22 protein-coding genes are annotated in these 23,211 nt (G+C 71.5%); 9 read left to right on the forward strand and 13 right to left on the reverse strand.

Annotated elements, in window-relative coordinates; translation table 11 throughout:
- Positions 1 to 128: 128 nt before the first annotated feature.
- From VMF51_RS02225 to VMF51_RS02235, 3 genes are all read left to right on the forward strand, one after another.
- On the forward strand, positions 129 to 404 hold the full coding sequence (locus VMF51_RS02225) for a sulfatase-like hydrolase/transferase (RefSeq protein ID WP_325472751.1): 276 nt from the start codon (positions 129 to 131) through the stop codon (positions 402 to 404).
- Between the two features lie 40 nt (positions 405 to 444).
- The gene (locus VMF51_RS02230) at positions 445 to 7,989 is read left to right on the forward strand and encodes an SdrD B-like domain-containing protein (protein WP_325472752.1); all 7,545 of its coding nucleotides are present in this window, start codon (positions 445 to 447) and stop codon (positions 7,987 to 7,989) included.
- 307 nt (positions 7,990 to 8,296) lie between these two features.
- Positions 8,297 to 8,818, forward strand: coding sequence for a TIGR03086 family protein (locus tag VMF51_RS02235; RefSeq protein WP_325472753.1), 522 nt, complete (start codon positions 8,297 to 8,299; stop codon positions 8,816 to 8,818).
- Between the two features lie 109 nt (positions 8,819 to 8,927).
- Here VMF51_RS02235 and VMF51_RS02240 read toward each other — a convergent pair whose 3' ends face one another.
- Positions 8,928 to 9,536 (reverse strand): MSMEG_1061 family FMN-dependent PPOX-type flavoprotein, encoded by a 609-nt coding sequence (locus VMF51_RS02240; RefSeq protein WP_325472754.1) that lies wholly within the window; start codon positions 9,534 to 9,536, stop codon positions 8,928 to 8,930.
- A 205-nt stretch (positions 9,537 to 9,741) separates the two neighbouring features.
- Between VMF51_RS02240 and VMF51_RS02245 the strand changes: the two genes are divergently transcribed.
- The gene (locus VMF51_RS02245; protein WP_325472755.1) at positions 9,742 to 11,031 is read left to right on the forward strand and encodes a calcium-binding protein; all 1,290 of its coding nucleotides are present in this window, start codon (positions 9,742 to 9,744) and stop codon (positions 11,029 to 11,031) included.
- A gap of 153 nt (positions 11,032 to 11,184) precedes the next feature.
- On the opposite strand, the gene VMF51_RS02250 is transcribed toward VMF51_RS02245, so the two are convergent.
- The 5 genes from VMF51_RS02250 to VMF51_RS02270 form a co-directional block, all read right to left on the reverse strand.
- Positions 11,185 to 11,562 carry a DUF1801 domain-containing protein gene (locus tag VMF51_RS02250; RefSeq protein WP_325472756.1) on the reverse strand — a complete coding sequence of 126 codons (378 nt, stop codon included), beginning with the start codon at positions 11,560 to 11,562 and terminating at the stop codon, positions 11,185 to 11,187.
- 247 nt (positions 11,563 to 11,809) lie between these two features.
- Complete coding sequence (locus VMF51_RS02255; protein ID WP_325472757.1) at positions 11,810 to 12,007, reverse strand: hypothetical protein; 198 nt, start codon at positions 12,005 to 12,007, stop codon at positions 11,810 to 11,812.
- Between the two features lie 87 nt (positions 12,008 to 12,094).
- The gene (locus tag VMF51_RS02260; RefSeq protein WP_325472758.1) at positions 12,095 to 12,496 is read right to left on the reverse strand and encodes a TraR/DksA C4-type zinc finger protein; all 402 of its coding nucleotides are present in this window, start codon (positions 12,494 to 12,496) and stop codon (positions 12,095 to 12,097) included.
- Positions 12,497 to 12,534: 38 nt separating this feature from the next.
- Positions 12,535 to 12,858 carry a hypothetical protein gene (locus VMF51_RS02265; RefSeq protein WP_325472759.1) on the reverse strand — a complete coding sequence of 108 codons (324 nt, stop codon included), beginning with the start codon at positions 12,856 to 12,858 and terminating at the stop codon, positions 12,535 to 12,537.
- Between the two features lie 88 nt (positions 12,859 to 12,946).
- Entirely contained in the window at positions 12,947 to 13,102 is a 156-nt protein-coding gene (locus VMF51_RS02270) for a hypothetical protein (RefSeq protein WP_325472760.1), read from the reverse strand.
- 82 nt (positions 13,103 to 13,184) lie between these two features.
- Between VMF51_RS02270 and VMF51_RS02275 the strand changes: the two genes are divergently transcribed.
- Both VMF51_RS02275 and VMF51_RS02280 read left to right on the forward strand, forming a co-directional pair.
- Complete coding sequence (locus VMF51_RS02275) at positions 13,185 to 13,616, forward strand: DUF6389 family protein (RefSeq protein ID WP_325472761.1); 432 nt, start codon at positions 13,185 to 13,187, stop codon at positions 13,614 to 13,616.
- A 94-nt stretch (positions 13,617 to 13,710) separates the two neighbouring features.
- Positions 13,711 to 14,094, forward strand: coding sequence for an SHOCT domain-containing protein (locus VMF51_RS02280; protein WP_325472762.1), 384 nt, complete (start codon positions 13,711 to 13,713; stop codon positions 14,092 to 14,094).
- A 54-nt stretch (positions 14,095 to 14,148) separates the two neighbouring features.
- On the opposite strand, the gene VMF51_RS02285 is transcribed toward VMF51_RS02280, so the two are convergent.
- Both VMF51_RS02285 and VMF51_RS02290 read right to left on the reverse strand, forming a co-directional pair.
- Positions 14,149 to 14,643 carry a hypothetical protein gene (locus tag VMF51_RS02285; protein ID WP_325472763.1) on the reverse strand — a complete coding sequence of 165 codons (495 nt, stop codon included), beginning with the start codon at positions 14,641 to 14,643 and terminating at the stop codon, positions 14,149 to 14,151.
- Positions 14,640 to 15,923 (reverse strand): hypothetical protein, encoded by a 1,284-nt coding sequence (locus VMF51_RS02290; RefSeq protein WP_325472764.1) that lies wholly within the window; start codon positions 15,921 to 15,923, stop codon positions 14,640 to 14,642. The genes VMF51_RS02285 and VMF51_RS02290 overlap by 4 nt, the downstream gene beginning before the upstream one ends.
- 198 nt (positions 15,924 to 16,121) lie before the next feature.
- Between VMF51_RS02290 and VMF51_RS02295 the strand changes: the two genes are divergently transcribed.
- Positions 16,122 to 16,766 carry a hypothetical protein gene (locus VMF51_RS02295; RefSeq protein ID WP_325472765.1) on the forward strand — a complete coding sequence of 215 codons (645 nt, stop codon included), beginning with the start codon at positions 16,122 to 16,124 and terminating at the stop codon, positions 16,764 to 16,766.
- Between the two features lie 54 nt (positions 16,767 to 16,820).
- Here VMF51_RS02295 and VMF51_RS02300 read toward each other — a convergent pair whose 3' ends face one another.
- The 5 genes from VMF51_RS02300 to VMF51_RS02320 all read right to left on the reverse strand — a co-directional run bounded on the left by VMF51_RS02300 (position 16,821) and on the right by VMF51_RS02320 (position 21,682).
- Entirely contained in the window at positions 16,821 to 18,269 is a 1,449-nt protein-coding gene (locus tag VMF51_RS02300) for an NAD-dependent succinate-semialdehyde dehydrogenase (protein WP_325472766.1), read from the reverse strand.
- A 67-nt stretch (positions 18,270 to 18,336) separates the two neighbouring features.
- Complete coding sequence (locus VMF51_RS02305) at positions 18,337 to 19,005, reverse strand: GntR family transcriptional regulator (protein ID WP_325472767.1); 669 nt, start codon at positions 19,003 to 19,005, stop codon at positions 18,337 to 18,339.
- Between the two features lie 27 nt (positions 19,006 to 19,032).
- Positions 19,033 to 19,548, reverse strand: a complete 516-nt coding sequence (locus tag VMF51_RS02310; protein WP_325472768.1) for a flavin reductase family protein — start codon at positions 19,546 to 19,548, stop codon at positions 19,033 to 19,035.
- Between the two features lie 29 nt (positions 19,549 to 19,577).
- Positions 19,578 to 20,021 (reverse strand): ester cyclase, encoded by a 444-nt coding sequence (locus tag VMF51_RS02315; RefSeq protein WP_325472769.1) that lies wholly within the window; start codon positions 20,019 to 20,021, stop codon positions 19,578 to 19,580.
- Positions 20,018 to 21,682, reverse strand: coding sequence for a BCCT family transporter (locus VMF51_RS02320; protein ID WP_325472770.1), 1,665 nt, complete (start codon positions 21,680 to 21,682; stop codon positions 20,018 to 20,020). Before VMF51_RS02320 ends, VMF51_RS02315 begins: the two co-directional genes overlap by 4 nt.
- A 310-nt stretch (positions 21,683 to 21,992) precedes the next feature.
- Between VMF51_RS02320 and VMF51_RS02325 the strand changes: the two genes are divergently transcribed.
- Together VMF51_RS02325 and VMF51_RS02330 are read left to right on the forward strand one after the other, a co-directional pair.
- Positions 21,993 to 22,631, forward strand: a complete 639-nt coding sequence (locus tag VMF51_RS02325; protein ID WP_325472771.1) for an amino acid synthesis family protein — start codon at positions 21,993 to 21,995, stop codon at positions 22,629 to 22,631.
- 28 nt (positions 22,632 to 22,659) lie between these two features.
- Complete coding sequence (locus VMF51_RS02330) at positions 22,660 to 23,211, forward strand: amino acid synthesis family protein (RefSeq protein WP_325472772.1); 552 nt, start codon at positions 22,660 to 22,662, stop codon at positions 23,209 to 23,211.

Here is a 23,211-nt window from a genome sequence, read left to right on the forward strand (position 1 = left end):
CACGGGGTTCGCCCGGCCGCGGATCACCCGACTCGGGGGAGCCGCCGCCGGGCGACCGCCGCGACGGTGATCGGGTGTAGCCGCGTACGTCGTGCGCGGACGCCAACCCGCGACGAGTGGAGGCACGCGTGTCGGACCGGCCGAACATCGACCGGGTCGCTGCCGAGGGTGTGCGGTCCACCGACTACTACGGCGAGCAGAGCTGTACGGCGGGGCGCGCGGCGTTCATCACGGGCCAGAACCCCTACCGCACCGGTCTGACCAGGGTCGGATTCCCGGGCGCCGACATCGGCCTGCGCGCCGAGGACCCGACGATCGCGACCGCCCGCACGGACCTCGGCGATGCGACCGGTCAGTTCGGTGGGGGAGCCGGCGTCCCGGGTTCATGGACCGCTCACCTGTGAGAGGGGTGACTGGAACGGCCAGCCACCCTAGGGTCGGTTCATGACGGGCGACGACCCCCGGCCCCACCGTCGATCTCGGAACACCTCGCGTCGATCTCGGATCGCCGCCTGGGCGGGACTCGCCGTCCTGGCGGCGTTCCTCGCGATCGTGCCGCTGCCGGTGGCGCTCACGCCCGCGGCCAACGCGGTCGCGGAGGTCGAGGTGTCGCAGAGCATCCCGGGCAACACCCTCATCGGCCGCGAGACGCCGGTGGAGGTCACCTTCACCAACCCGGGCGACACGACGGCGTACAACCTGGCCTTCACGGTGACGCTGCCGCTCGGTGTCTCGGTCTCCTCCTCGGACCAGCCGCCGACCCGGACGATCGTCGAGACGGACGCGTCGGGCAACCCCGTGCGGACGGTCGTGGTGTGGGAGAACCTGGTCGACATCGTGCCGGGCGGGACGTACCGCTTCCACTACTCCCTGCAGTACGACGTCGGCTCGGGCACCGACCAGTGGGAGGTCGGTGACCAGGCCTCCGTCCCGGTGAACGCGTACGTGAACGATCTCGCCTCCGAGCGGCCGGTCATCGAGCCCAGCACCGGGGGCGATCCCGTCACCGCCGAGGCGGCCGACTTCACCGACACCGGCAGCGCGGCCGGAGCGACCACGCTCGTTCCGGTCCTCCTCACCAAGTCCGAGCCCTCGCCCGAGGCCGAGCTGCTGCGTGGCGTACACGACCACCAGACCGTCTACACGCTCACGTTGGAGACCGGGGAGGCCGGCGGCGTCGGCCTCGGGGCGGTCGAGGACTGGCTGCCCGCCGGCATCGAGTTCCTCGGCTGCGGTACGGCCGACAACTCGAGCGCGGAGGAGTATCCCGGCTCGGGGCCGCTCAACCCCGGCAACGCGCCGGCCGCGCCCGAATGCATCGCGCCGGACGTCGTCGAGACCGTCGACAGCGGCCTGCCCGCCGGTCTCGCTCCGGGCGTGTACACCCACGTCGTCTGGAACATCGGCGCCGGCCTGCCGGCGTCGCAGACCTCCGTGCTGCAGTACGTCGCCGGCATCCCGCAGCGCGAGAACACGATGGACTGGGCCGGCCCCACCCCGCCCGCCGGCTCGGGTCTCCAGGCGTCCAACCTCGACAACAACACCGGTCCGCTGACGACGCAGGTCGGCGACGGGACGACCTGGACCAACCAGGCCCAGGTCAACACCTCCTTCGGCGGCACGGACACGGTCGTGACCGCGAGGGAGACGGTCCAGGCCGTCGACCTCGCCGTGTACAAGACCGTCGACACCCCGACGATCGAGCAGGGCGCGGTCTCGACCTGGACCCTGCACCTGCGCAGCTCGGAGTACGTCACCGACGGAGGCATCTCGGGCGTCACCGTCGTCGACACGACGCCCGACGGCACCTGCCCCATCGGCAGCGTGCACCCGAGGTGCGCCTCGACGACGGCGCCGCCACCGAGCCCGGCGTACTCCGGCACGTCCTTCGACGGGGGCAGCGGCGAGACCACGTTGACGTGGGACCTCGCCGAGACGTTCGGGCCGAACGTGGTCGACGAGATCACGTTCAGCACCGTCGCCCTGCAGAACTACGTCTCCTCCGGCGCACCGGTCTCCGCCAACGACTCGTGGACCAACACGGCGACCCTCGCCGCCGATGTGGAGACGTACGACGAGCTCGGCCCCGACGACCCCGACGGGCGCGAGGAGAACGCGATCACCGACGACACGAGCCGCGAGCAGTCCGGCAGCTCGGTCGTCTTCGCCAAGGACGTCGGACTGCCCGGCCCCGGCGGGGAGTGCGGCGACGGGGTCGGCGTCACCTGGAACCCGGACGTGGTCGACGCGGTCGGACCCGGTGACCGGGTCTGCTGGCGGCTCACCGCACGCGCGCCCGACTACCTCGACTCCAGCGACGACAACCTGGTGGACTTCCTGCCGCCCGGCTTCCGCTACGAGGCGCCCTCGATCCCGGGACCCGACAGCGAGATCGACCCCGACATCGTCCTCGGCGCCACGCCGTCCGGGTCGCCGGCCACCGGCGTGCGCCTGGACTGGACGTTGACGCCGAACTCGACCGTCGAGCCGGCGCAGACCGTCCAGGCCGTCGTCTCGACCGTCCTCGACGGCGGCGTGACGCCCGATCTCGGTGCGAGCGGCGACAGGTTCACGAACACCGCCCGCTTCTCGTTCCGCAACAGCAACGGCGAGGTGTTCGTCGTCCCGGACGATGCGAGCGTGACGTTCGCCGAGGCGCACCTCGGCCTGACCAAGGCGATCAGCGGCCACAACGCCGACACCTTCGACCCCGCGATCGACCCGCTGCGCGACGTCGTCGCCGGGGACACGATCACCTACCGGATCGCGGTCACCAACGACGGCACTCGCGACGCGGTCGACGCCGTCATCTGGGACCTGCTGCCCCGCGGGGTCGGACCGGACGTGGACGACGCGGTGTGCGCCGACATCACCGCCATCGACCCGGCCGGCGCCTGCTCCGCCGGCGACGATCGAATCACCTGGACCGGCGTCGACATCCCGGCGGGGGAGACCGTCCTGCTCAGCTACACGTGGGAGCCGCCGGGGACGATCCCGGTGGGCTCCCAGTGGACCAACCACGCCGGCGTGGTGGAGTACCGCTCGGAGACCAACTCGGGCACGACCTTCACCTACGTCCCGCGCGACAACATCGACCCGACCCGCGAGCCCGACGCGAACACCGACCGGGCCGACGACACCGCGAACGTCTACAGCCCGGGCATCACGCTCGCGAAGCGACGCACCACCGCCATCGAGGAGCCCGGGAACGCGCTCGCGAACCAGGCGACCATCGGCGAGGTCATCCACTACGAGATCGAGAGCCGCCAGTCCGGTGGCACCTCCGCGGAGAGTTACGAGCTGACCGACGACCTCGCCGACCGCGGTCAGCTGCTGGTCCCGCTGTCGGCCACCGCCTCCTCGGGCCTGGTGGACGCCGGGGGAGGGTGCGACGAGACGACCGGCCAGAACGCGACGATCGACTACCCGACGACCAACCAGGTGCGCGCCCGGCTGGACGGTCCGATCACCCCGGCGGTGGGAGAGACCGCCTGCTTCGTGCTCCGGTTCGACGCGGTCGTACGTGACGTCCCCGCTGGCGGCGACAGCCTGAACCGGCGCCCCAACAACGTGACCAACCGAGCCGATCTCGTCTACCACATCAACGGCGGCACCGACGACCGTCGCGCGACGGCGACGATCTCGACCCAGGTGGTCGAGCCGAACATCACGATCAGCAAGTCGGCCGACGCCACCGCGACCGTCCTGCCGGGCGACGACATCGCCTACTCGCTGGTCGTCACCAACGCCTCGGCCGATGCCGTCACGACCGCGCACGACGTCGTGGTCGTCGACGACTTCTCGGGCGTGCCGGTCGCCTCGGTCGTCGCCAACCCCGACGGGGGTGACACGAGCGTGACCGACCGGATCAGCTGGACGATCGACGAGCTCGCTCCCGGCGCGTCGGTGACGCTGCGCTACACCGTGCGGCTCCAGGAGAACCTGGTCGCCAACTCGACCTTCACCAACGACGCGTCCGTGACGACCACCTCCCTCGACGGTGCCGACCCCGACGAGCGCACCAGCACCTCGCCGTGTGCGACCACCGGCCCACCCCAGTGCCCCGGGTACGCCGACGAGGACGCCGTCACCCTGCGCGTCGCCGGCCCGCTGCTCACCAAGGACCGCGCGACGCGCCTGCACCCCGTCGGCGGCGAGGCGCAGTACACCGTGCAGGCGGTGTTCCCCTCCGGCCTCGACTTCGGCAGCGACGTCACCGTCACCGACGACCTCTCCAACGGCACGACGTCCTACGTCGAGACCGTCAACTGGGACTGCACGGGTTGCAGCGTCGGGGAGCAGAGCGCCTTCACCGCGCCGCCGCCCGGCACGGCCGGCGACCCCACGTGGGAGCTCGGGGCACTCCCGTCGACCACCACCACCCGGACCTACACGATCACCTACACCGTGCGGATCCTGGACCTGCCTGCGACGGGTGCGGGCGACACGCTGACCAACACCGCGACCCTCACCTACGACACCGGCAGCCTGACCGACACGGCTGCCATCGACATCGCCGAGCCCGTCGTGACGATCGAGAAGCGCGTGGCGACCGACACCGACCCGGGCCTGGCGACCACGACGTCCGGCGACCCCAAGCGCGGCGCCATCGGCGACACCGTCACCTACCAGCTCACCGTGCGCAACACCGGCGACTGGGTCGCCTACGACGTCGCGGTCCAGGACCTCGTGGACACCCGGTCCGCCCCGTCCACGTGCACGGACGACGCCCGCCTCGAGGTCGACGATGTCAGCGACGGCCCGTCGTACGACGTCACCGACGCGGTCGTCGGGGACGGCGACAACTGCCTCGGCTTCACGGTGCCGTCGATCCTGCCCGGTGGCGCGGTCCTCATCACCTACACCCTCGCCGTCCCCGACGACTTCCCGGTCGCCGAGCTCGTGACGGGACCGGAGATCGTCAACGAGGCGTCGGTGCAGGAGTACTTCACGATCCCCGGCCCCGACCGCGACGACCCCGACTACGTCCGCACCTACCCCGACACGATCCCGACGGTCCTCGCCCACGTCGACCTCGACGGCGGCGAGCTCGGTGACACGGTGTGGCTCGACCTCGACGCCGACGGGGTGCAGGACCCGGGCGAGCCGGGGATCCCCGGGGTCGACGTCACCGCCACCTGGTTCGGCCCCGACGGCGTCCCGGGCGGTGGCGACGACGTCGCCTACGACCGGACGACCGACGCGAACGGGATCTGGTTGACCGACGACGCGACCGCACCCCCACCGACGCTGCTCCCCGCGGGCGAGTACCGCGTCGACGTCGACACCTCGACCCTGCCGCCGGGCCTGACGAACACCGGCGACCCCGACGGGGGCAACGACGACACCTCCCGCGTGTCGCTGGCGGAGAACGCGTCGAACCTCGACCAGGACTTCGGGTACGCCGGCACCGGCTCGCTCGGCGACCGGGTCTGGTTCGACCTGGACGGCGACGGCAACCAGGACGCCGGCGAGATCGGCATCGCCGGTGTCACGGTCGCGCTGGTGTGGGCCGGCTTCGACGGTGACCTCGCGACCATCGCCGACAACGTCGACTACGGCACCGAGGTCACCGCTGCCGACGGCACCTACACCTTCACCGACCTCCCGGCCGGGCCGTTCCGGGCGACGGTGACCGCGGGCCTGCCCAGTGGTCTGGAGCCGACGTACGACCTCACCCCGCCGGCCGACGGCGTCGCGCAGCGGACGCTGACGGCGGGGGAGGACGCCACCGATGTCGACTTCGGCTACACCGGCACCGGCAGCGTCGGCGACGACGTGTGGTTCGACACCGACGGCGACGGTGTCCGGGACGCGAGCGAGAAGGGCATCTCCCAGGTCGAGGTCGAGGTCACCTGGTCGGGGTTCGGCGACGACACCTTCGGCGACGGCAACGAGGTCACCGTGACCCGGACGACGGATGCCGCCGGCGGCTACCTCGTCGACGGACTCCCGGCCGGCCGGGTCCGGGTCACCGTCGACGACGCGACGCTGCCCGGCGACGTCGTACCGACCTTCGACCTCGACGGCATCGGCACGCCCCACGTCGCGGAGCGCCAGCTCGCGGCCGGCGAGGACGCCCGCGACGTCGACTTCGGCTACCGCGGCGCCCAGAGCATCGGCGACCTCGTCTGGCACGACGTCGACGGTGACGGCAACGGACCGGACACTCCGGGACCGGACGCCGACCCGAGCGAGCCCGGCATCGAGGGCCAGGCGATCCTCGTCGTGTGGGCCGGCCGGGACGGCGACTTCGCCACGTCCGCCGACAACGTCGTGATCGCGGCGGCCGTGACGACCGACGACACCGGGCGGTGGACGGTCGACGGCGTACCGACCGGCAACGTCCGCGCGACGCTGGAGGGTGCGCCGTACACGACGATGCGGGTCAGCTACGACCGCGAGGGTGCCCGGGACGGGGTCGGCACCGCGCTCGTCACCAGCGGGGACGACGACGTGGACTACGACTTCGGTCTCGCGGGCGAGGGCTCCCTGGGCGACACCGTCTGGCTCGACGTCGACGAGAACGGCCAGGTCGACGCCGGTGAGCCGCGCATCCCGAACGTCGAGGTGAGCATCTTCTGGGCGGGCTTCGACGGCAGCTTCGGGACCGCCGACGACCTGGACCTCGGCACCGTGGTGACCGACGCCCAGGGGGAGTACCTCGTCGACGGTCTGGCTCCGGGGCGGTACCGCGTCGACGTCGTCGCGGCGTCCCTGCCGTCTGGGGTCCGGCCGGTCTACGACCTCGACGGAGGCGACGACAACACCGCCCGGCGCGACCTCACCCAGGCCGAGAACGCTCGGGACGTCGACTTCGGGTACGCCGGCACCGGGACGATCGGCGACTACGTGTGGTGGGACCTCGACGGTGACGCCGTCCAGGACCCCACCGAGCCCGGACTGCCCGACGTCGGGGTGACGCTGGACTGGGCAGGCTTCGACGGGACGTTCGGCAACGCCGACGACCGCCGGCTGACGACGAGGACCGACGCCGAGGGCGGCTACCTGTTCCCGGGTCTGCCGGCGGGTGCCTACCGCGACACGATCACCCGGGCCGACCTGCCCCGGGGCTTGCGTGCGACCGCCGACCCCGACGGCGGCGCGGACTCGACGTCCGAGCTGACCCTGGCGGGCGGTGCCAGCGACCTCGACCAGGACTTCGGCTACGTCGGCGACGCCGCGATCGGCGACCTGGTCTGGCGCGACATGAACGACGACGGCACCCGCCAGGCCGACGAGCCCGCGATCTCCGGCGCTCGGGTGAGCGTCCGCTACCTCGGGCCGGACGGCGTCGAGGGCGGCGGGGACGACGTCGTCATCACCCAGCGCACCGGCAGCCCGCCGCGGACCGAGCGCCGCGCCGCTGCTCGCGGTGGCGCGCCGGCGGCGGGCGAGCCGTCGTACCTGGTCGGCGGCCTGGCGCCCGGGTCGTACGTCGTGACCCTGGACGGGACGAGCATCACGGCGCCCGACGCACCGTCCTCCGACCTCGACGGCGGCGACCCCACGATCACGCGGCTGACGCTCACCGCCTCGCCGCGGCTGGACGCGGACTTCGCGGTATTCCGGAACGACGACCCGGAGTTCGACGGCGGCGACTCGGACCTCACGACCGGGTGTGGCGACAGCATCACCGTCGACCCGTTCGCGTCCGTCGACGACGCCAACGGCGACCGGTTGCAGATCGTCCCCGGGTCGATCGAGGTGCCCGACGATGTCGTCGTCGAGCGCACCGACGACGGCAGGCTGCGGATCACCGCCGAGACCGACGACGACTTCACCGTGCGCTACCGGGTCGCGGACGGCCGCGGTGGCGAGGTGCAGGTCGAGCTGCCCGTCTCGGTGAGCACGTCGTGCGACGACGACGGAGGCATCCCGCTGCCCGCGACCGGAGCCGAGATCCCGCCCTGGCTGCTGTGGCTCGGCCTCGGTCTCGTCCTCGTCGGTTCGGCACTGACCCTCACGGCGGTACGCCGACGGAGCTGAACGGGCACGAAGAGGGCCTGGATCGGGATGACCCGGGGGCGACGCCTGTCGGGGCGTGCCGATGCCGTGGTGGTGCTTCTCGTCCGGGCAGAGGAACGCGCCGCCGTAGTACCCACTGCCCATCGACTGGCGGCCGAAGAGCCCTCCGAACTCGTCGTTCATCCCGACCGCGAAGTTCGCCCAGACGTCGTGCACTGCCTCGCGAGAGTCAGCCGCCAGTGCTCCAAGAAGTAGTCCGGCCACGTCGACACCCGGCACTAGCCCGCCAGACCTCGACTCAGTCGTGGAGCCCGCCTACGGTGGCGGCATGGGCGATGAGGTTCGGGTCCTCTCTCGTGCGGTCGACCAGGCGGGCGACGTACTCGACCACGTGCACGTCGACTGGACCGGCATGCGTACGCCGTGCGGTGACTGGACGCTGGCCGAGCTGGTGGACCATCTGGTCGCGGCGCCCGTCCGGTTCCTCACGAACCTGCAGGGCGGCCAGGCGGACTGGTCCTCGGACCCGCATGTCGCAGAGGGCTGGGGGCCGACCTTTCGGATCGCGGGCGACGACCTCATGCACGCCTGGCACCAGCTCGAGGGCGAGGCGCCGGTGCCTGCGGAGTTCCAGGTCGCCGAGCTCGCGCTGCACACCTGGGACGTCGCGTCGACGATCGGCTACCCGCTCGACCGGCTGGACCCCGAGATCGCGGAGCGCGCGCTGGCGTTCCTGCGCGCGAACCTCACCGACGACAACCGCGCGCCGGCGTTCGGCCCGGAGGTCGAGGCACCTTCCGATGCCGGCTCCTACGAGCGTCTCGCGGCCTTCGCCGGCCGCCAGGTCTGACCATCTCGATCCCGAGCGGGCGCCCTCGACCGCCGGGGCCGTTCATCAGGTGGGCGTCCCGAGGTCGCCACGCAGCGATGGCTGTCGGTCGCGACAACCGGACGACACGTCAGTAGAGCGCAGCGTCCTCGTCGGTGCGCCCTTCGTCGGTCGAGAGAGGGAGGTACGGCTGGTGCACCGCCTGCGCGATGGCCTCGCGCGAACGCAGCTCGTCCGGGAGCGGCCAGCTGTCGGGTTTCCACAGTCGACCGCGCAGGAACGCCCTCGAGCAGTGGTAGAACACCCGCTCGACAGCGACCTCGACGAAGACGCTGGGGGAGCGTCCCTTGACCACGAACTCGCCGCCGTACGCCGGCTCCGTGACCAGCCGCGCGGCTCCGGCGACCCGCAGGGTGTCGCCGCGGCCGGGGATCACGTGGATCAGCGCGACCCGCGGGTTCTCCAGGATGTTCCGGAAGCTGTCGACACGCCGGTTGCCTGGTCGGTCCGGTACGACGATGGTCCGGTCGTCGAGCACTCGCACGAACCCGGGAGGGTCACCTCGGGGTGAGACGTCGGAGTCTCCCTCCAGGTTCGAGGTCGCGATGAAGCACAGCGGCGAGGCGGCGAGCCACTCGCGGTCGACCTCGTCGAGCCGGTTGCGCTCCTTGGTCGCGACCTGCGGGTGCGGGTCGCCGACGAGCGTGCGCAGTTCGTCGAGCGAGGTGATCGTGGCCATGGCGCGAACCTACCGCCCGGTATGCGGTGCCGCCTGTGCACTACATCCCAATTTATGATCAGGGTTGCGGCCCGGGTCACGGCCCAGCCCTCCCGCGAGGAGAGCCCGTCGGGGCCGCCAGCAGGTGAGCGGTGCTTGCCCTGCAAAAGAAGCCGCGAACCACGTGGCGCTCCGGCGCATCGGACCTGTCATGAGGACATTCCCAGTGACCAGATCCATCCCTCGCAGCGCCCGATCCGGTGGACCGACGGCTCTCGCGGTGGCCGGCGTCGTCGTCGCCGCGGGACTCGTCGTGACGGCGGTCCCTGCGGCGGCGGCCGTCGAGACGTGCGAGGGGCAGGTCGCCACGATCGTCGCCACCGAGCACGACCAGGAGATCAGAGGTACCGAGGGGCCGGACGTCATCAGCACCGCGGGCTTCTATCAGGTCCGCGTCGACGCGCGGGGCGGCGATGACCTGGTCTGCACGCGGGCCGGCACCAGTGCCGAGGCGCACGGGGGTGCGGGGGAGGACACCTTGGCCGACTCCCGGGGTCCGCTGAACCCGAACCTGTCCGGCGACTCCACCTACCTCTCAGGCGGTGCAGGAGACGATCGGATCGTCGGCATCCCGGGCATCCCCGGCTACGTCGGTGTCGACGCGACGATCGTCGACTTCGGCGATGCCACCGCTGCGGTCACCATTCGCCTCGACACCGGCACCGCGACCGGCAGCGGCGTGGGGCGCGATGAGCTGGTGAGCACCACGGCCGCCAGCGGCAGCACCTACGCGGACACGTTCATCGGGTCGCCCGGCGACGACTACTACGACACCGGCAACGACCCTGACGACGCGACGATCCTGCTGGACGACGTGAGAACCGGAGCCGGCGACGACGTCGTCGAAGGTATCCGGGGATCGGTGCGCCTTGGCGCGGGTGACGACGAGGCCGATCTGGACTTCTCCCGGATCTGGGGCGAGGCAGGCGACGACGTCCTCAACATCAGCATCAAGGGCTTCGCCCGAGGCGGCGGCGAGAACGACACCGTCCGGGGCAACTCCGACTACGAGGAGAACTACCGGCCGAAGCGCACCTGGGTGCGCATGTACGGCGGGCCGGGGGCCGATCTCATGGTCCTGCCCGGCGTCGTCGCCGAGGGCGACCCCTCGTGCCCGAAGGTCTGCGGACGGGGCTCGGTCAACGGCGGCTCCGGTATCGACAGGCTCCGCCTGACGACGTCACAGTCGGTCGTCGACCTGGCGGCCGGCACCGGCAGGAGCCGCAGCGGCCGGGGGCAGTTGCGGTCCCTGGAGCGCGTGATCGGCAGCAACTACGCCGACATCGTGCGCGGCAGCGAGCGCGACGACGTGCTCGGCGGCGGCGGAGGTCGCGACGTCCTGATCGGTCGCGGTGGCGACGACATCCTGATCGGGGGCAAGAGCAGCCGTGACCGCGCCGACGGCGGCGCCGGCCGGGATCGGTGCCGGCAGGTCGAGATCCGCAGGTCGTGCTGACTCGCCGTACCTGGGCCGTCATGAGACCAGGCAGGCATCACGGACTGACATCTCGTTCGGCGCTGAAGGTGGCACCAGCCTGTGCCGGAGACCGTCGCTGCTGGCGGACGCGAGATCAGCCGGTCTGTCCCGTGCCCGACGACCGACCCTGGCTCACATCCACTTCACGCCGTCACGCTCGTACTCGCGGACCCGGTGCTCGATCATGCGCGCGAGCGTCGCCGTAGGGACAGCAGCGTCGTAGGGGAGTTTCACCGAGCCCTTTCCGGTGTGGAAGTCACCGAGCTCGCCATCGAAGTGCTCCCGCGTGCTGGGGGTGAACGCGACATTGGCGTGCGCCTTGTGGCCGGACACCATCAGCATGATCACGCCGTCAGGGTGCACGTAGGCCAGCGAGCTCCACTTGATCTGCTCGAGCAGCTCAGGCGCGGTCGACGTGACGAGCTCCCTCAGAGCTGCCAGCCGCTCCCGCGCCGCGGGATCCTCGAACTGGTCGACGTACTCGTCGCCGGTCGTCGCCTTGGCTGCCACTGGCCCCTCCGTTGATCTCGATGTGTTCCAGGTCGAACGCGCCCGACGAGCGAAGGTCCTCGCTGCGCGACCACGACACTAGGCCCATCTGGTGACGCCGAGGTCGCGGCCCGATCAGGACTCCTTCATCTGAGGGGGACGCCGCGTTGCAGTGGCGACCGGAAGGAGGAGGAAGGCTCGTTGACCGAGGTCCCTGACCGGTGAACCGACAGCGCGCATCGGCGAACCGCGAGCATCTGGTTCGGCATCACCTGGGACGCGTGGCGTCGGCCGGTTCGACGTCGGAGCTCGATGCTCCTGCCCGACGGCCCTGCGTCCGGGTGACGGGCTTCTTGCGAGATCGGGTCGGGAGCAGGTCGGCCGCGGCCAGTGTCCCCAGGGTCAGGATCGTGGTGATGACGACGGCGGCTGCGATCAGCGCGATGATGTGGGTGGCGTTCGACATGATGGCTCCTCGGTGTCGGTGGATGGATGCAGGGCGGCGTGGACGTCGTCCGGGTCGGACGGTCGCCGCGAGATCGATGCGTGGCGGTCAGATGTCGAGCTCGCAGTAGACGCACCGGCGGGCACTGGGCCGTTCGGTGAGGCGGGCGAGCGAGATCGGTCCAGAGCACGTGAGGCAGGCGCCGTACGTGCCGGCGGCCAGTCGTGATCGTGCCTGCGCTGCCTCGCGCATGATCTGTCGGAGACGCGCTCGCTGGGCGACGGGACGGAGGTCGAGGTCCCTCGGGTCGGGCAGTGCGCGGAGCCTCCGTCCGGCGGTGCGGATGATGGCGTCGAGGCGCCTGGGTGTGTCGACGGGGTGGGCGACGGTGTCGTCGAAGCGTGACCCGGCGCGGGTCGTCGTCGGCGGGAACAGCTCGAGCCCGACAAGGTCGCCCCGGTCGTCGCCGGGTGCGCTCCGGGCCGTCTCGTTAGCGAGTTCGGACGTCATGTCTTTCCTCCTCGGGAAGGTGGGTGGAGAGGAGCGAGCTAGCCGAGGCTGCACGTGGCGCACTGGGGCGCCCAGGGCCGCGCCAGGGCGGTCGCGGGGTCGGCTCGCCTCCCGCAGCGGATGCAGGACCCGTAGGTCCCGGCTGCCAGCTGGGCCTGGGCGCGGCGGATCGCGTCGAGGATCCGTCGGACGCTGTCGCGGTGGGCGACGGCGACCGGTGTGGTGGCGTTCGGGAGGTTGTTCAGCTGGCTCTCGCGTGCGGTGGCGGCGGCTTCGAGATCGGCCGCGGCACGTTCGAGCACGTGGCTCGGGAAGGGGCCGCTCCTGGCGGCCAGGGTCTCGGTCCGGGGGTGTACCCGCATGAGGATGTCCTGTCTCCGGGTAGGCCGAAGCGGCGGGCTCGTCCGGGACGAGGCCGCCGGCCCACGAGGGGGTGAAGGCGAAGGCAGGTCAGGCGGGCGGGGCTCTGTCGACGCTGCGTCGCAGCACGTCGAGCCCGCGGATTCCGCGGGCGATCTCGCTCAGCTCGATGGCGAGGAGGGCAGCACCGGTCGGCACGTGCGACGGCTCGGCCGTCGTGCGTCGTACCTCCAGGTCGGGTGCCATGGCCGGACCATAGGCGACCGCGCAGGCTTTCTCAAACCTCCCGGTGGCCGGCCCGGAGGCGCGCTCTGCCTAGGCTGGCCGCGTGAACGCCGCCCGGTACCGCTCGGACCTCACACGGATCCTCGATGCCGCCTCCGCGGAGGTCGCGGAACGACTTCGCCGCTTCGCGGACGTGGCGACCGACGGCATCGTCATCGACGTGTTCGTCGACCAGGACGGGGAGGGGCCGTTCGACGTCTGGGCGCGCTTCGACGGATCCGACGGGTTCGTGCTCGACCGCCGCTTCGACGACGAACGGCGTCTCTTCGGCGTGGAGTGGGGTGAGGAGGGATGGGATCCGGACGTGCCCGCCCGACCGCGTGAGTGGTCGCGCGATGACCTCGAGACGGAGCTCGTCGAGCTCGTGGCGATCTGGCTGTCGGGCGTGATCCCCTCCCATCCCATGTTGTGCTGGGAACTCGGCGACCCTGGCGGCACGCGCGGCCCGCGGCGACTGGCGCCGGGCGCGGCCTGACCACGTGAGCGGGTGGACGTCCGGCCCGGCGAGGGCCGTCGTTCACCCGGTTCGGGTGGGTCCACCACGCCTGACGAGGCCGTAGTTTCCGGCCATGGACTCGTTCTGGGACTTCTTCTGGTTCAGCCTCTCCTTCTTCCTCCTGATGGCCTATCTGGTCGTGCTCTTCCAGATCATCGGCGACCTGTTCCGTGACCGGGAGACCAGCGGGATCGTCAAGGCGGTGTGGGTGTTCTTCCTGATCGTGCTGCCGCTGCTGACGTCGCTGATCTACCTGATCGCCCGCGGACGCGGGATGGCCGAGCGCAGCATGAACGCGGCCCGTACGGCTCAGGCCGAGACCGACAGCTACATCCGCACGGTGGCTGCCGGGTCCCGGTCGCCCGCGGAGGAGATCGCGCGAGCCAAGGAGCTCTACGACGGCGGTGTCATCGACCAGCGCGAGTACGAAGGCCTGAAGGCCAAGGCGCTCGCGTGATCGGTACGACGATCCCGGTCTGCCCGGGATCGTCGCGTGATCCGCTGCGCACGCTCAGCGCGCGAACGCCAGGGCGAAGCCCCCGTCCTGTGGCGTCACCTGGATGACGACGTCGCCGCTCGTGGCGGTGACGATGGGCCGGCCGATGCCGTCCTGCTCGCGTGCCGCGCCGTACGCCGCCAGCGCCGACTCGTAGCCCGCGAGGATCTCGTCCTCGGTGGCCTGGCTGGCGTAGGACGCGGTCTCCTGAGCGCCGCCGATCGTCTCGGCGGTGATGCACAGGGTGGCGTCGACCGGAGGCGAGGGGAACCCCTCCGGGAGGAGTGCCAGCTCGCTGAGGTCGGCCGGTCCGAGCGCCTGCGGGAAGGCATCGCGGCAGGCGTCGGGCACACCGGGTGCCCCGTCTCCGGCAGCGGCGTCCTCCGCCACGGTGCCACCCGAGCCGTCCTCGGTCTCCCCGGCATCACCGCCGCAACCGGCCAGGGCGGCCACCACGAGGGGTGCCGCCACCGCTGCGCGGAGGTAGTGGGACCTGCGTGTCGTCTTCATCGCTTCACCTTCACCTTCTTGCTCACTGCGACCGCGTCGACGTAGCCGGCGCGGCGTACGGTGACCCGCACGCTCAACCGATGTCTCCGGTCGGCTCTCTTGATCCTGTAGGCGGCCTGGGTGGCCTTCTTGATGGGCTTGCCGTCGCGCAGCCACTGGAACCGCACCGCCGTGGGCGCCGGAGTCCACGAGCCCGCCGTGGCTCGCACCCGCTTGCCGGGGCGAACCGCCCCCTTCGACTTCAGGGTCGGCGCCGAGGTCAGCGCGAAGGCGGAGGCCGGCGGGTCCGGATACGTCGGCCGGACCGATTGCAGGGCGGCTCCGGTCCACTGGGGGGCGCGGCCGCCGGGGATGGCGAGTGCGGGGTCCGTCTCGCAGGCGAGCGGGTCCTCCATCACCCACACGCCGTCGGGCTCGGTCCACGCGAGGGAGGTGCTGTCGGGTGCGAACGTCGGGCTCGAGAAGCTCTCGGCTCCGGTGAACCTGCACGTCCAGGTCGGCCAGCCGGGCATGGGACCGCTGAGGATGTTCCCGCTGACGGTCCACGCCATGAGGTGCTGCTCGGCCCCCACTCCGCGGACGGTCGCCAGCGTCGAGCCGTCGCGGGAGACGGCCGGCTCGAAGAGGTCGTGCGGGTCGGTCACGTTGGGCTGGGCGTCGTAGAACCACATCCTCGTGCTGGTCGCCAGATCGAAGACGTTGAGGTCGTCGGTGTCGCCGCCGAGGATCAATCGCGACCCGGTGACCCAGGACGGGTCCGGGTAGAAGGCGAAGCCGTACTGCTGGGGCGGCGTGAGCCTGGTGGAGGCGCTGACGGCCGTCGTCCATCTCGTTCGGCACACCCCCCGAGGGCATGAGTAGTGCTGGTACGTGTAGGCGATCTTCGAGGCGTCCGGAGACACGACGGCGTGCACGACCTGGCCGCCGATGGTCTGGCCGGCCGAGTCCCACAGATCCGGCGGATCGAAGCTGTTCAGGATCGTGCCCCACTGGTCCATCCGGACCACCACCGTGCCGCGGGCGGCGACCACCGTGCCGTCGTCGGCACCGCTCGGCGAGCGCCACGGGCTGGCCGCGGTCCCGTTGCGGGTCAGGCGGCGTTCGCCGGTGCCGTCGGGGCGCGCGACGTAGACGTCGTGGCCCTTGAGGTAGACGATCGTGCCCGCGTTCGACGGAGCCGCCGCGGCGCCCGTCGCGGCCACGACGGGCGGGCCGAGGACGCCGGCCACGAGCGCGAGCACGGCCGAGACGAGGAGGCGGGGGGATCGGGAGACTCGCATGCGCCGACCCTCATCGGCCCGACGACCTGGGTTCCAGAGACGGGCGTCCCGACTTCCCGGGACGAGCATCCGAGCGGGCGGCCGCCTCGGACGCCGACTGCCTGCGTGGCCGGGTGAGAGGCGGCGTCACCCGCTACGGGTGAACGCTTCGCCGGGCGCTGGAGGCGAGCCTCGACAGATGCGGTCAGAGGGGGAGTCGTGAACGCCCGGGAGGACGTGGACGAGAGCACGGCGGTGGACTGGCGTGAGCTCGTGGCGGTGGTGCTGCTGGCGGTCACGGCGATCGTGACGGCGTGGACGGGGTTCCAGGCGAGCAAGTGGGGCGGAGCCATGTCGATCTCGTTCTCGCAGGCCTCGACCGCCAGGATCGAGGCGACGCGTCTCGAAGGTGTCGCGAACCGCAAGCTGACCGTCCAAACCTCCCTGTTCACGCAGTGGCTGCAGGCCTACCAGGACGGCGACCAGGAGCTCACCGAGTTCCTCTCCGCTCGCTTCCCGGAGCCGCTAGCCTCGGCCTTCCCCGACTGGTTGGCGTCGAGGCCGCTGACGAACCCGGACGCCGCGGCGACGCCCTTCGACCTGCCCGAGTACGTCATCCCCGAGCTGACCGAGGCACGCGCGGCGGACGCGCGCGCCGACGACAAGTACGACGAGGCGCTCCGCGACAACCAGCGGGGCGACAACTACACGATCCTGACCGTCGCGTTCGCGACCGTGCTCTTCTTCGGTGCGCTCTCGGGCCGGATGCGCAGTCCCCGCGCGCAGTGGGCGTTCCTGGTCCTCGGGTGGCTCGGCTTCCTCACCTCGGTCGTCCTCCTGGTCCTGTTCCCGAAGCAGTTGTGAGGCGCGACCCGAGCAACGCGTGCCATCCGGGCGTCCTGGCGAGGTTGGGGCAGGTCAGGCCTCGGGCCAATCGAGGCTCAACAGCTTGGTCTCGGTGAACTCCTCGAGCCCCTGACGCGCACCCTCGCGTCCGAGCCCGCTCTGCTTGACGCCGCCGAACGGTGCCGAGGGATCGGAGACGCTGCCCCGGTTGACGCCGACCATGCCCGCTTCGAGCGCCTCGCCGATCCGCAGTGCCCGACGGAGGTCGCCGGCGTACACGTAGGCGGCGAGGCCGTACTCGCTGGCGTTGGCCAGGGCGACGACGTCGTCGGTGTCGGTCCAGGTGACGATCGGGGCGACCGGCCCGAAGATCTCGTCGGAGACGACGGCGGCGTCGGGTGCGACACGGTCGAGTACGACGGGGGCGACGAAGTGGCCGCGGAGGCCGTCGGGGACCGTGGCGCGATGGGCGAGGCGGGCGCCGTCGTCGAGGGCGCGCTGGACGGTGCGTTCGAGGCGCTCGGCCTGGGCGGCGGTGATCATGGGGCCGATGTCGACGCCACCGGTCGTGCCGGCGGGACCCACCCGGAAGCGCGTGACCGCGGCGCCCAGCGCGGCGGTGAACGCCGGCGCCACGGCCTCGTGGACGAGGAAGCGGTTGGCGGCCGTGCAGGCCTGGCCGCCGTTGCGGAACTTCGCGACCAGGGCGCCGGCGACCGCCGCCTCGATGTCGGCGTCCTCGGTCACCACGAACGGCGCGTTGCCGCCGAGCTCCATCGACGAGACCACGACCCGGTCGGCGGCCTGGCGCAGCAGCACCTGGCCGACCCGGGTCGATCCGGTGAACGAGATCTTGCGCACCCGCGGGTCGTCGAGCCAGGTCGAGACCACCGTCCCGGGATCCGTGGTCGGCACCAGGTTGACCACGCCGTCGGGGACGCCCGCCTCGCGCAGGAGCGCCCCGAGCGCCAGTGCGGTCAGGGGAGTCTCGGCCGCCGGCTTGACCACGACCGTGCAGCCGGCGGCGAGGGCGGGTGCGACCTTGCGGGTGATCATCGCCGCCGGGAAGTTCCACGGCGTGACGAGCGCGGCGACGCCGACCGGCTGCTGGGTGACGATCGCGCGGCTCCCGCCCGCGGGCGCCTCGCCCCAGCTGCCACCCGGACGGACCGCCTCCTCGGCGTACCACCGGAAGAACTCGGCGGCGTACCCCACCTCGGCGCGGGCGTCGGCCTCGGGCTTGCCGTTCTCGGCCATCAGGAGCAGCGCGAGTCGGTCCGCGTCGCGCAGCACGAGCTCGTAGGCCCGGCGCAGCACCTCGGAGCGCACCCGCGGGGCAGCGGCGCGCCAGTCCGGGCCGGCGCCGTACGCCGCGGCGACGGCTGCTCGAGCCTCGTCGACCCCGCCGTCGCCGACGTGGGCGAGGACCTCGGTGGTGGCCGGGTCCTCGACCTCGAACGTGTGGGTCGCGCCGCCGACGAGATCGAGGTCGGCCAGGGGAGGGGGAGCAGTGACGGTCATGGGAGTCCTTCGGGCATGGGTGCGGCCGCGCCCGGGCGTGGCCGGTGCGCGGTGGGGGAGGTCGGGGCTACGGCTGGGCCGGGACGTCGAGCCCGGCGAGCAGGGCGCGCCGGCTGGCGCGTACGTGCTCGCGCATCACGCGCTCGGCGCTGTCGCCGTCCTTGGCGACGATGAGGTCGAGGACGACGTGGTGCTCGCGCTCGGACTGGAGCGCGCGCCCGGGCTGCCCGAGGGACGTGACGACGAGACGGGAGTAGGCGAGCTGGTTCATCAGCGTGCGGTAGTGCGCCTCGAGCTTGGAGTTGTCGGCACCCGTGATCAGCAGGCCGTGGAACTCCTCGACGAGCTCGGCGTAGCGGGCGCGGTCGTCGGCGTGGACGGCCAGGTCGGCCTGCCGGACGTTCTCCTCCAGCAGCTCGACCTCGGGCACCCGGCCGCGTTGCGCGAGAAGACGAGCGGCCGCGCCCTCCAGCAGCTCCTTCATCTCGAACAGCTCGGTGATGTCCCGGCGGGACGGCGCCGCGACGAAGGTGCCGACCCGCGGCCTGATCTCGACCAGGCCCTCGGTCTGGAGCTGCTTGAGAGCCTCGCGCACGGGCGTACGGCTGACGCCGAACTCCTCGGCCAGGGCGATCTCGGAGAGCAACGCACCGGACGCGGCCTCGCCGGTGATGATCCGTCGCCGCATCTCCGCGATGACGCGTGCCTGCCGGCTGCCGGTGGCGATGCTCTCCATGTGGTCCCTGCGCTTCTCGCTCGTCGGTCAACCGAGGGGAGTGAGGCCCTCGGAGTCGTAGAACCTACCGGCGCTGTAGACGACCGGGGGGAGGTCGGTGACGTCGGCGTCGACGACGCGGCAGATGAACACCGTGTGCGTGCTGGCCTGGAGACGCTCGCGGATCTCCACCTCGAGGTGGGCACTGCTGCCGGCGAGGACGGGGCTGCCGAAGCGGCCGCGGCTCCACGCGACGTCGGCGAACTTGTCCGGTGCCTTCGAGGCGAAGGTGCCCAGGACGTCCATCTGCTCGGTCGACGCGATGTTGATGGCCAGGTGCGTGGCGCGGAACAGGCAGTCGTGCGTGGACGACGTGCGCTGGACGCACACCATCACGGTGGGCGGGTCGAGCGAGATGTTGGCGAACGCGTTGACCGCGAGGCCGCGCGGCGTGTCCTCGTCCATCGTCGTCACGATCGTGACGCCGGTGACGAAGCGGCGGTTGACCTGCTTGAGCAGGTCGACGTCGGGAGCGGTCCGGTCGACGCCGGCGGAGACGGTCATGGGGTCCTCCTCGGGAGTGGGATGGGATGTCACTGGTCTTGGCCGACGGTGATGATGCCCAGGGCGGTCAGCAGGCCGCGGGGGTCCCAGGTCACGTGCTCCTCGTGGACGAGGCCGTCGGTGCCGAAGGTGGCGAACGTCGCGCCCGACACCTGCACGGCGCTCCGGGTGGCAGGTACGCCGAGGAACGGGTGGGTGTGGGTGCCGGTGCTGTGCCAGCGCACCGCGACCTGGTCGCCCTCGACGACGATGTCGTCGATGACGGTGCGCAGGTCCGGGAACGAGGCCCGGGTGGTGACGATCGTGGCTTTGAACGCCTCGCGGTCCAGGCCGTCGTCGTCCTGGGAGGTACGCCGCCGGTAGTCGGGCGCGAGCAGCGCGTCGAGCGCGTCGACCTCGCCGCCGTCCCAGGCGGCTGCCCAGGACTCGGTCACCAGGCGGCGTCGTTCGTCGGTGGTCTGCGGATCGGTCATGCGAGCTCCTCCTCGTCGGGCTGGGCGGGCGCAGCGTGGGCGGCAGGGACGGCAGGCGGGGTGAGGGCGGCGGCCCGGCGGTCCTGGAGCAGCTCGCGCCAGAACGACACCGCCAGCCCGGCGATGATGAGCAGGAAGGGCGCCGAGGTGACGATCACCGTGTTCTGGAGGGCGGTCAGGCCGCCGGCGAGCATCAGCACGATCGCGGTGACTCCGGTGAGCACGCCCCACAGGACCAGGATCGAGCGGCGCGGGTTGAGCGAGCCGCCGGAGGTCATCATGGCCAGGACGTAGGTGTTGGCGTCGGCACCCGAGACGAAGAACATGACGACCAGGATGATGGCCACGAACGACGTCACGTTCGCGAGCGGGAAGGCGTCCAGGGTCGCGAAGAAGGCGTTGTTGATGTCGGCCGCGGTCTGGTCGGCGATGGTTCCGCCCTGGAACATGTCGACGTGGATCGCGGTGCCGCCGAAGACGGTGAACCAGGTGAAGAAGACGAGGGTGGGGACGGCGAGGACCCCCATGATGAAGCCGCGGATCGTGCGGCCCTTCGAGATGCGGGCCAGGAAGACGCCGACGAAGGCGCCCCAGGCGACCCACCAGGCCATCATGAAGTAGGTCCACCATTGCATCCACTGCAGGTCACCGAAGGCGGTGCCCTGGAGGCTCATGCGGAAGAAGTCGCTCGCCCACGTGCCGAGGGACTCAATGTAGAGGTTGGCGATGAACACCGTGGGGCCGACCACCAGCATGAAGACGAACAGGGCGGCGGCCAGGCCGGCGCTGCCCTGGCTGAGGTACTTGATGCCCTTGCTCACGCCGGTCACGGCCGAGAGCGTGAACACGGCGGTGACCGCCGCGATGATGAGCACCTGGCTGACGGAGTTCACGGGGATCCCGAAGAGGGAGCCCAGGCCGTTGTTGACCTGGAGCGCGCCGAGGCCGAGCGACGTGGTCGTGCCGAACAGCGTCGCGAACACCGCCAGCACGTCGATCGCCTTGCCGATCGGGCCGTTGACCCGGTCGCCGAGCAGTGGACGGAACAGCTGGCTGACGAGCGTGGGCCGTCCCTTGCGATGGGTCGAGTAGGCGATCGCCAGTCCGAAGACGGCGAAGATCGCCCACGCGTGCAGGCCCCAGTCGAAGTAGCTGTACTGCAGCGCTCGTACGGCGGCGTCGGGCGTGCCCGGTTCGGCCAGCCCGTGGGGCGGCGACGCGAAGTGCGAGATCGGCTCGGCGACGCCGTAGGACACCAGGCCGATGCCCATGACCGCGCAGAGGATCATCGCGAACCAGGACACGGTCGAGAACTCGGGACGGTCGTCGTCCGCTCCGAGGCGGATCTCGCCGTACGGGCTGAACGCCAGGAAGACGAGGAAGATGAGGATCGCCATCGTCACGACGAGGTAGCTCCACCCGAAGCTGGCGGTCAGCCAGTTCAGGGAGTCGGTCGTCACCTCGTTGAGGTTGTCGGTGAACAGGACGCCCCACGCCACGAACAGCGTGCAGACGGTCACCGACGCGACGAACACGCTGCCCAGGCGCCCCGGCGCGTCGCCGTCGTCGCGGTGCTGACTGGGCTGGGGACCGGCCGGCGTGCCGGTCACCGCGGCTTCGAGTGCGTCGAGGTCGAGCTTCTCGCTGAACTTCTGGGACATGCGGCCTCCCTGGCCCCTGAGCCGCCTGGCTGGCGGTCTTGCATACATCAGGACGATACGTACGCCGTGCAGCTGTGTCAACGGTCACCATCGATCCCGCAGCAGAGGCCGCGCGCCTAGTCCAGACATGCGGGCCGGCACGCGTCCCAGGAGGCCGAAAGACAGCCTAAGACGTGCGGTTATGCGGTATCTACCGCCGTGGTGACGTCGATCGCGGCCCACGCCGCGAGCCGGGAGGTCGCGGTCGGCTGTTGACAGCGAATCGCCTCCGACGTACGTTCTGTTGCATACAACAGCGCTAGGAGATGTCATGACGCTCGACCTCGAGGCCCGACCCGCCGCAGCGGACCCGACCGGCGGCGCCGCGCATCCGTGGCTGCGGAGGATCTGCCTGTTCCGGGAGGAGACGCTGTTGGAGAACGGCAGCGCCCCCGCCGTCCCGGCCGTCCGCGCCAGCGTCGCCGCCGTGATCCGCAACCCGTGGGTCGGCACGTCGGCGGTCCGCGACCTGGCGCCGGAGGTGGCCGCGATGGCCCCGGTGCTCGCTCGCGAGCTGACCGACCGGCTCCTGGCCGCGCTCGGCGGCGTCGACGCGGTGGAGGCGTTCGGGAAGGCCGCGATCGTCGGCACCGGCGGCGAGGTCGAGCACGCGGGCGCGCTCATCCACACGCCGTACTTCGGCAACCTCATGCGCGACTTCCTGGCCGGCGAGTCGATCATCTGCTTCGCCGACACCCGGGCCGACGCGGGGGAGGCGCTGGTCGTCCCGATGTGGCACAAGACGCACGCCGCGACCCGCAGCCACTACCAGACCGTCAGCGCGCGCGTCGCCGATGCACCGCGCGCCGACGAGATCGTCGTCGTCGCCGCCGCCTCGACCGGCCCCCGCCCGCACGCGCGCATCGGCGACCGCAGCACCGACCCGGCCGTGTCGGCCACGACCCACTGACTTGTTGAGAACCTCCGGAAGGAACCCCATGAACGTCCGCAAGATCGTCACCGTCGTCGACGAGATCCGTACCGAGGGCGGTCGCCCGGTCGAGCCGGCCGCGCGCGTCGCGGTCGTGGCGGCCGTCATCGAGAACCCGTGGTCGGGGGAGGGGTTCGTCGAGGACCTCGCGCCCGGCATCGCCGCGCACGCGTCCGACCTGGGCGCCCTCCTGGCGCCACGCGTGATCGCGGCCCTCGGCGAGCCGGTCGAGGCGTACGGCAAGGCTGCGATCGTCGGACTCGACGGCGAGATCGAGCACGGTTCCGGCCTGATCCACACCCTGCAGTTCGGCGATCACTTCCGCTCGGCCGCGTCCGCGACCACCCTCCTGCCCGCCGTCGAGAAGCGCGGACCGGCCGGGGTCGTCTTCGACATCCCGCTCAAGCACGTCACGGACGCCACCATCCGGTCGCACCACCAGTCCTTCGAGGTGCGCGTCCCCGACGCTCCCCATCCCGGCGAGATCGTCGTGGCACTCGCGGCCGCCGCGCAGGGACGTCCCCAGCAGCGGCTGGCCGCCCTGTCCACGGAGCAGTGA

The sequence above is a fragment of the Nocardioides sp. genome (genome assembly GCF_035503875.1).
In the GTDB taxonomy this organism is placed as follows: domain Bacteria; phylum Actinomycetota; class Actinomycetes; order Propionibacteriales; family Nocardioidaceae; genus Nocardioides.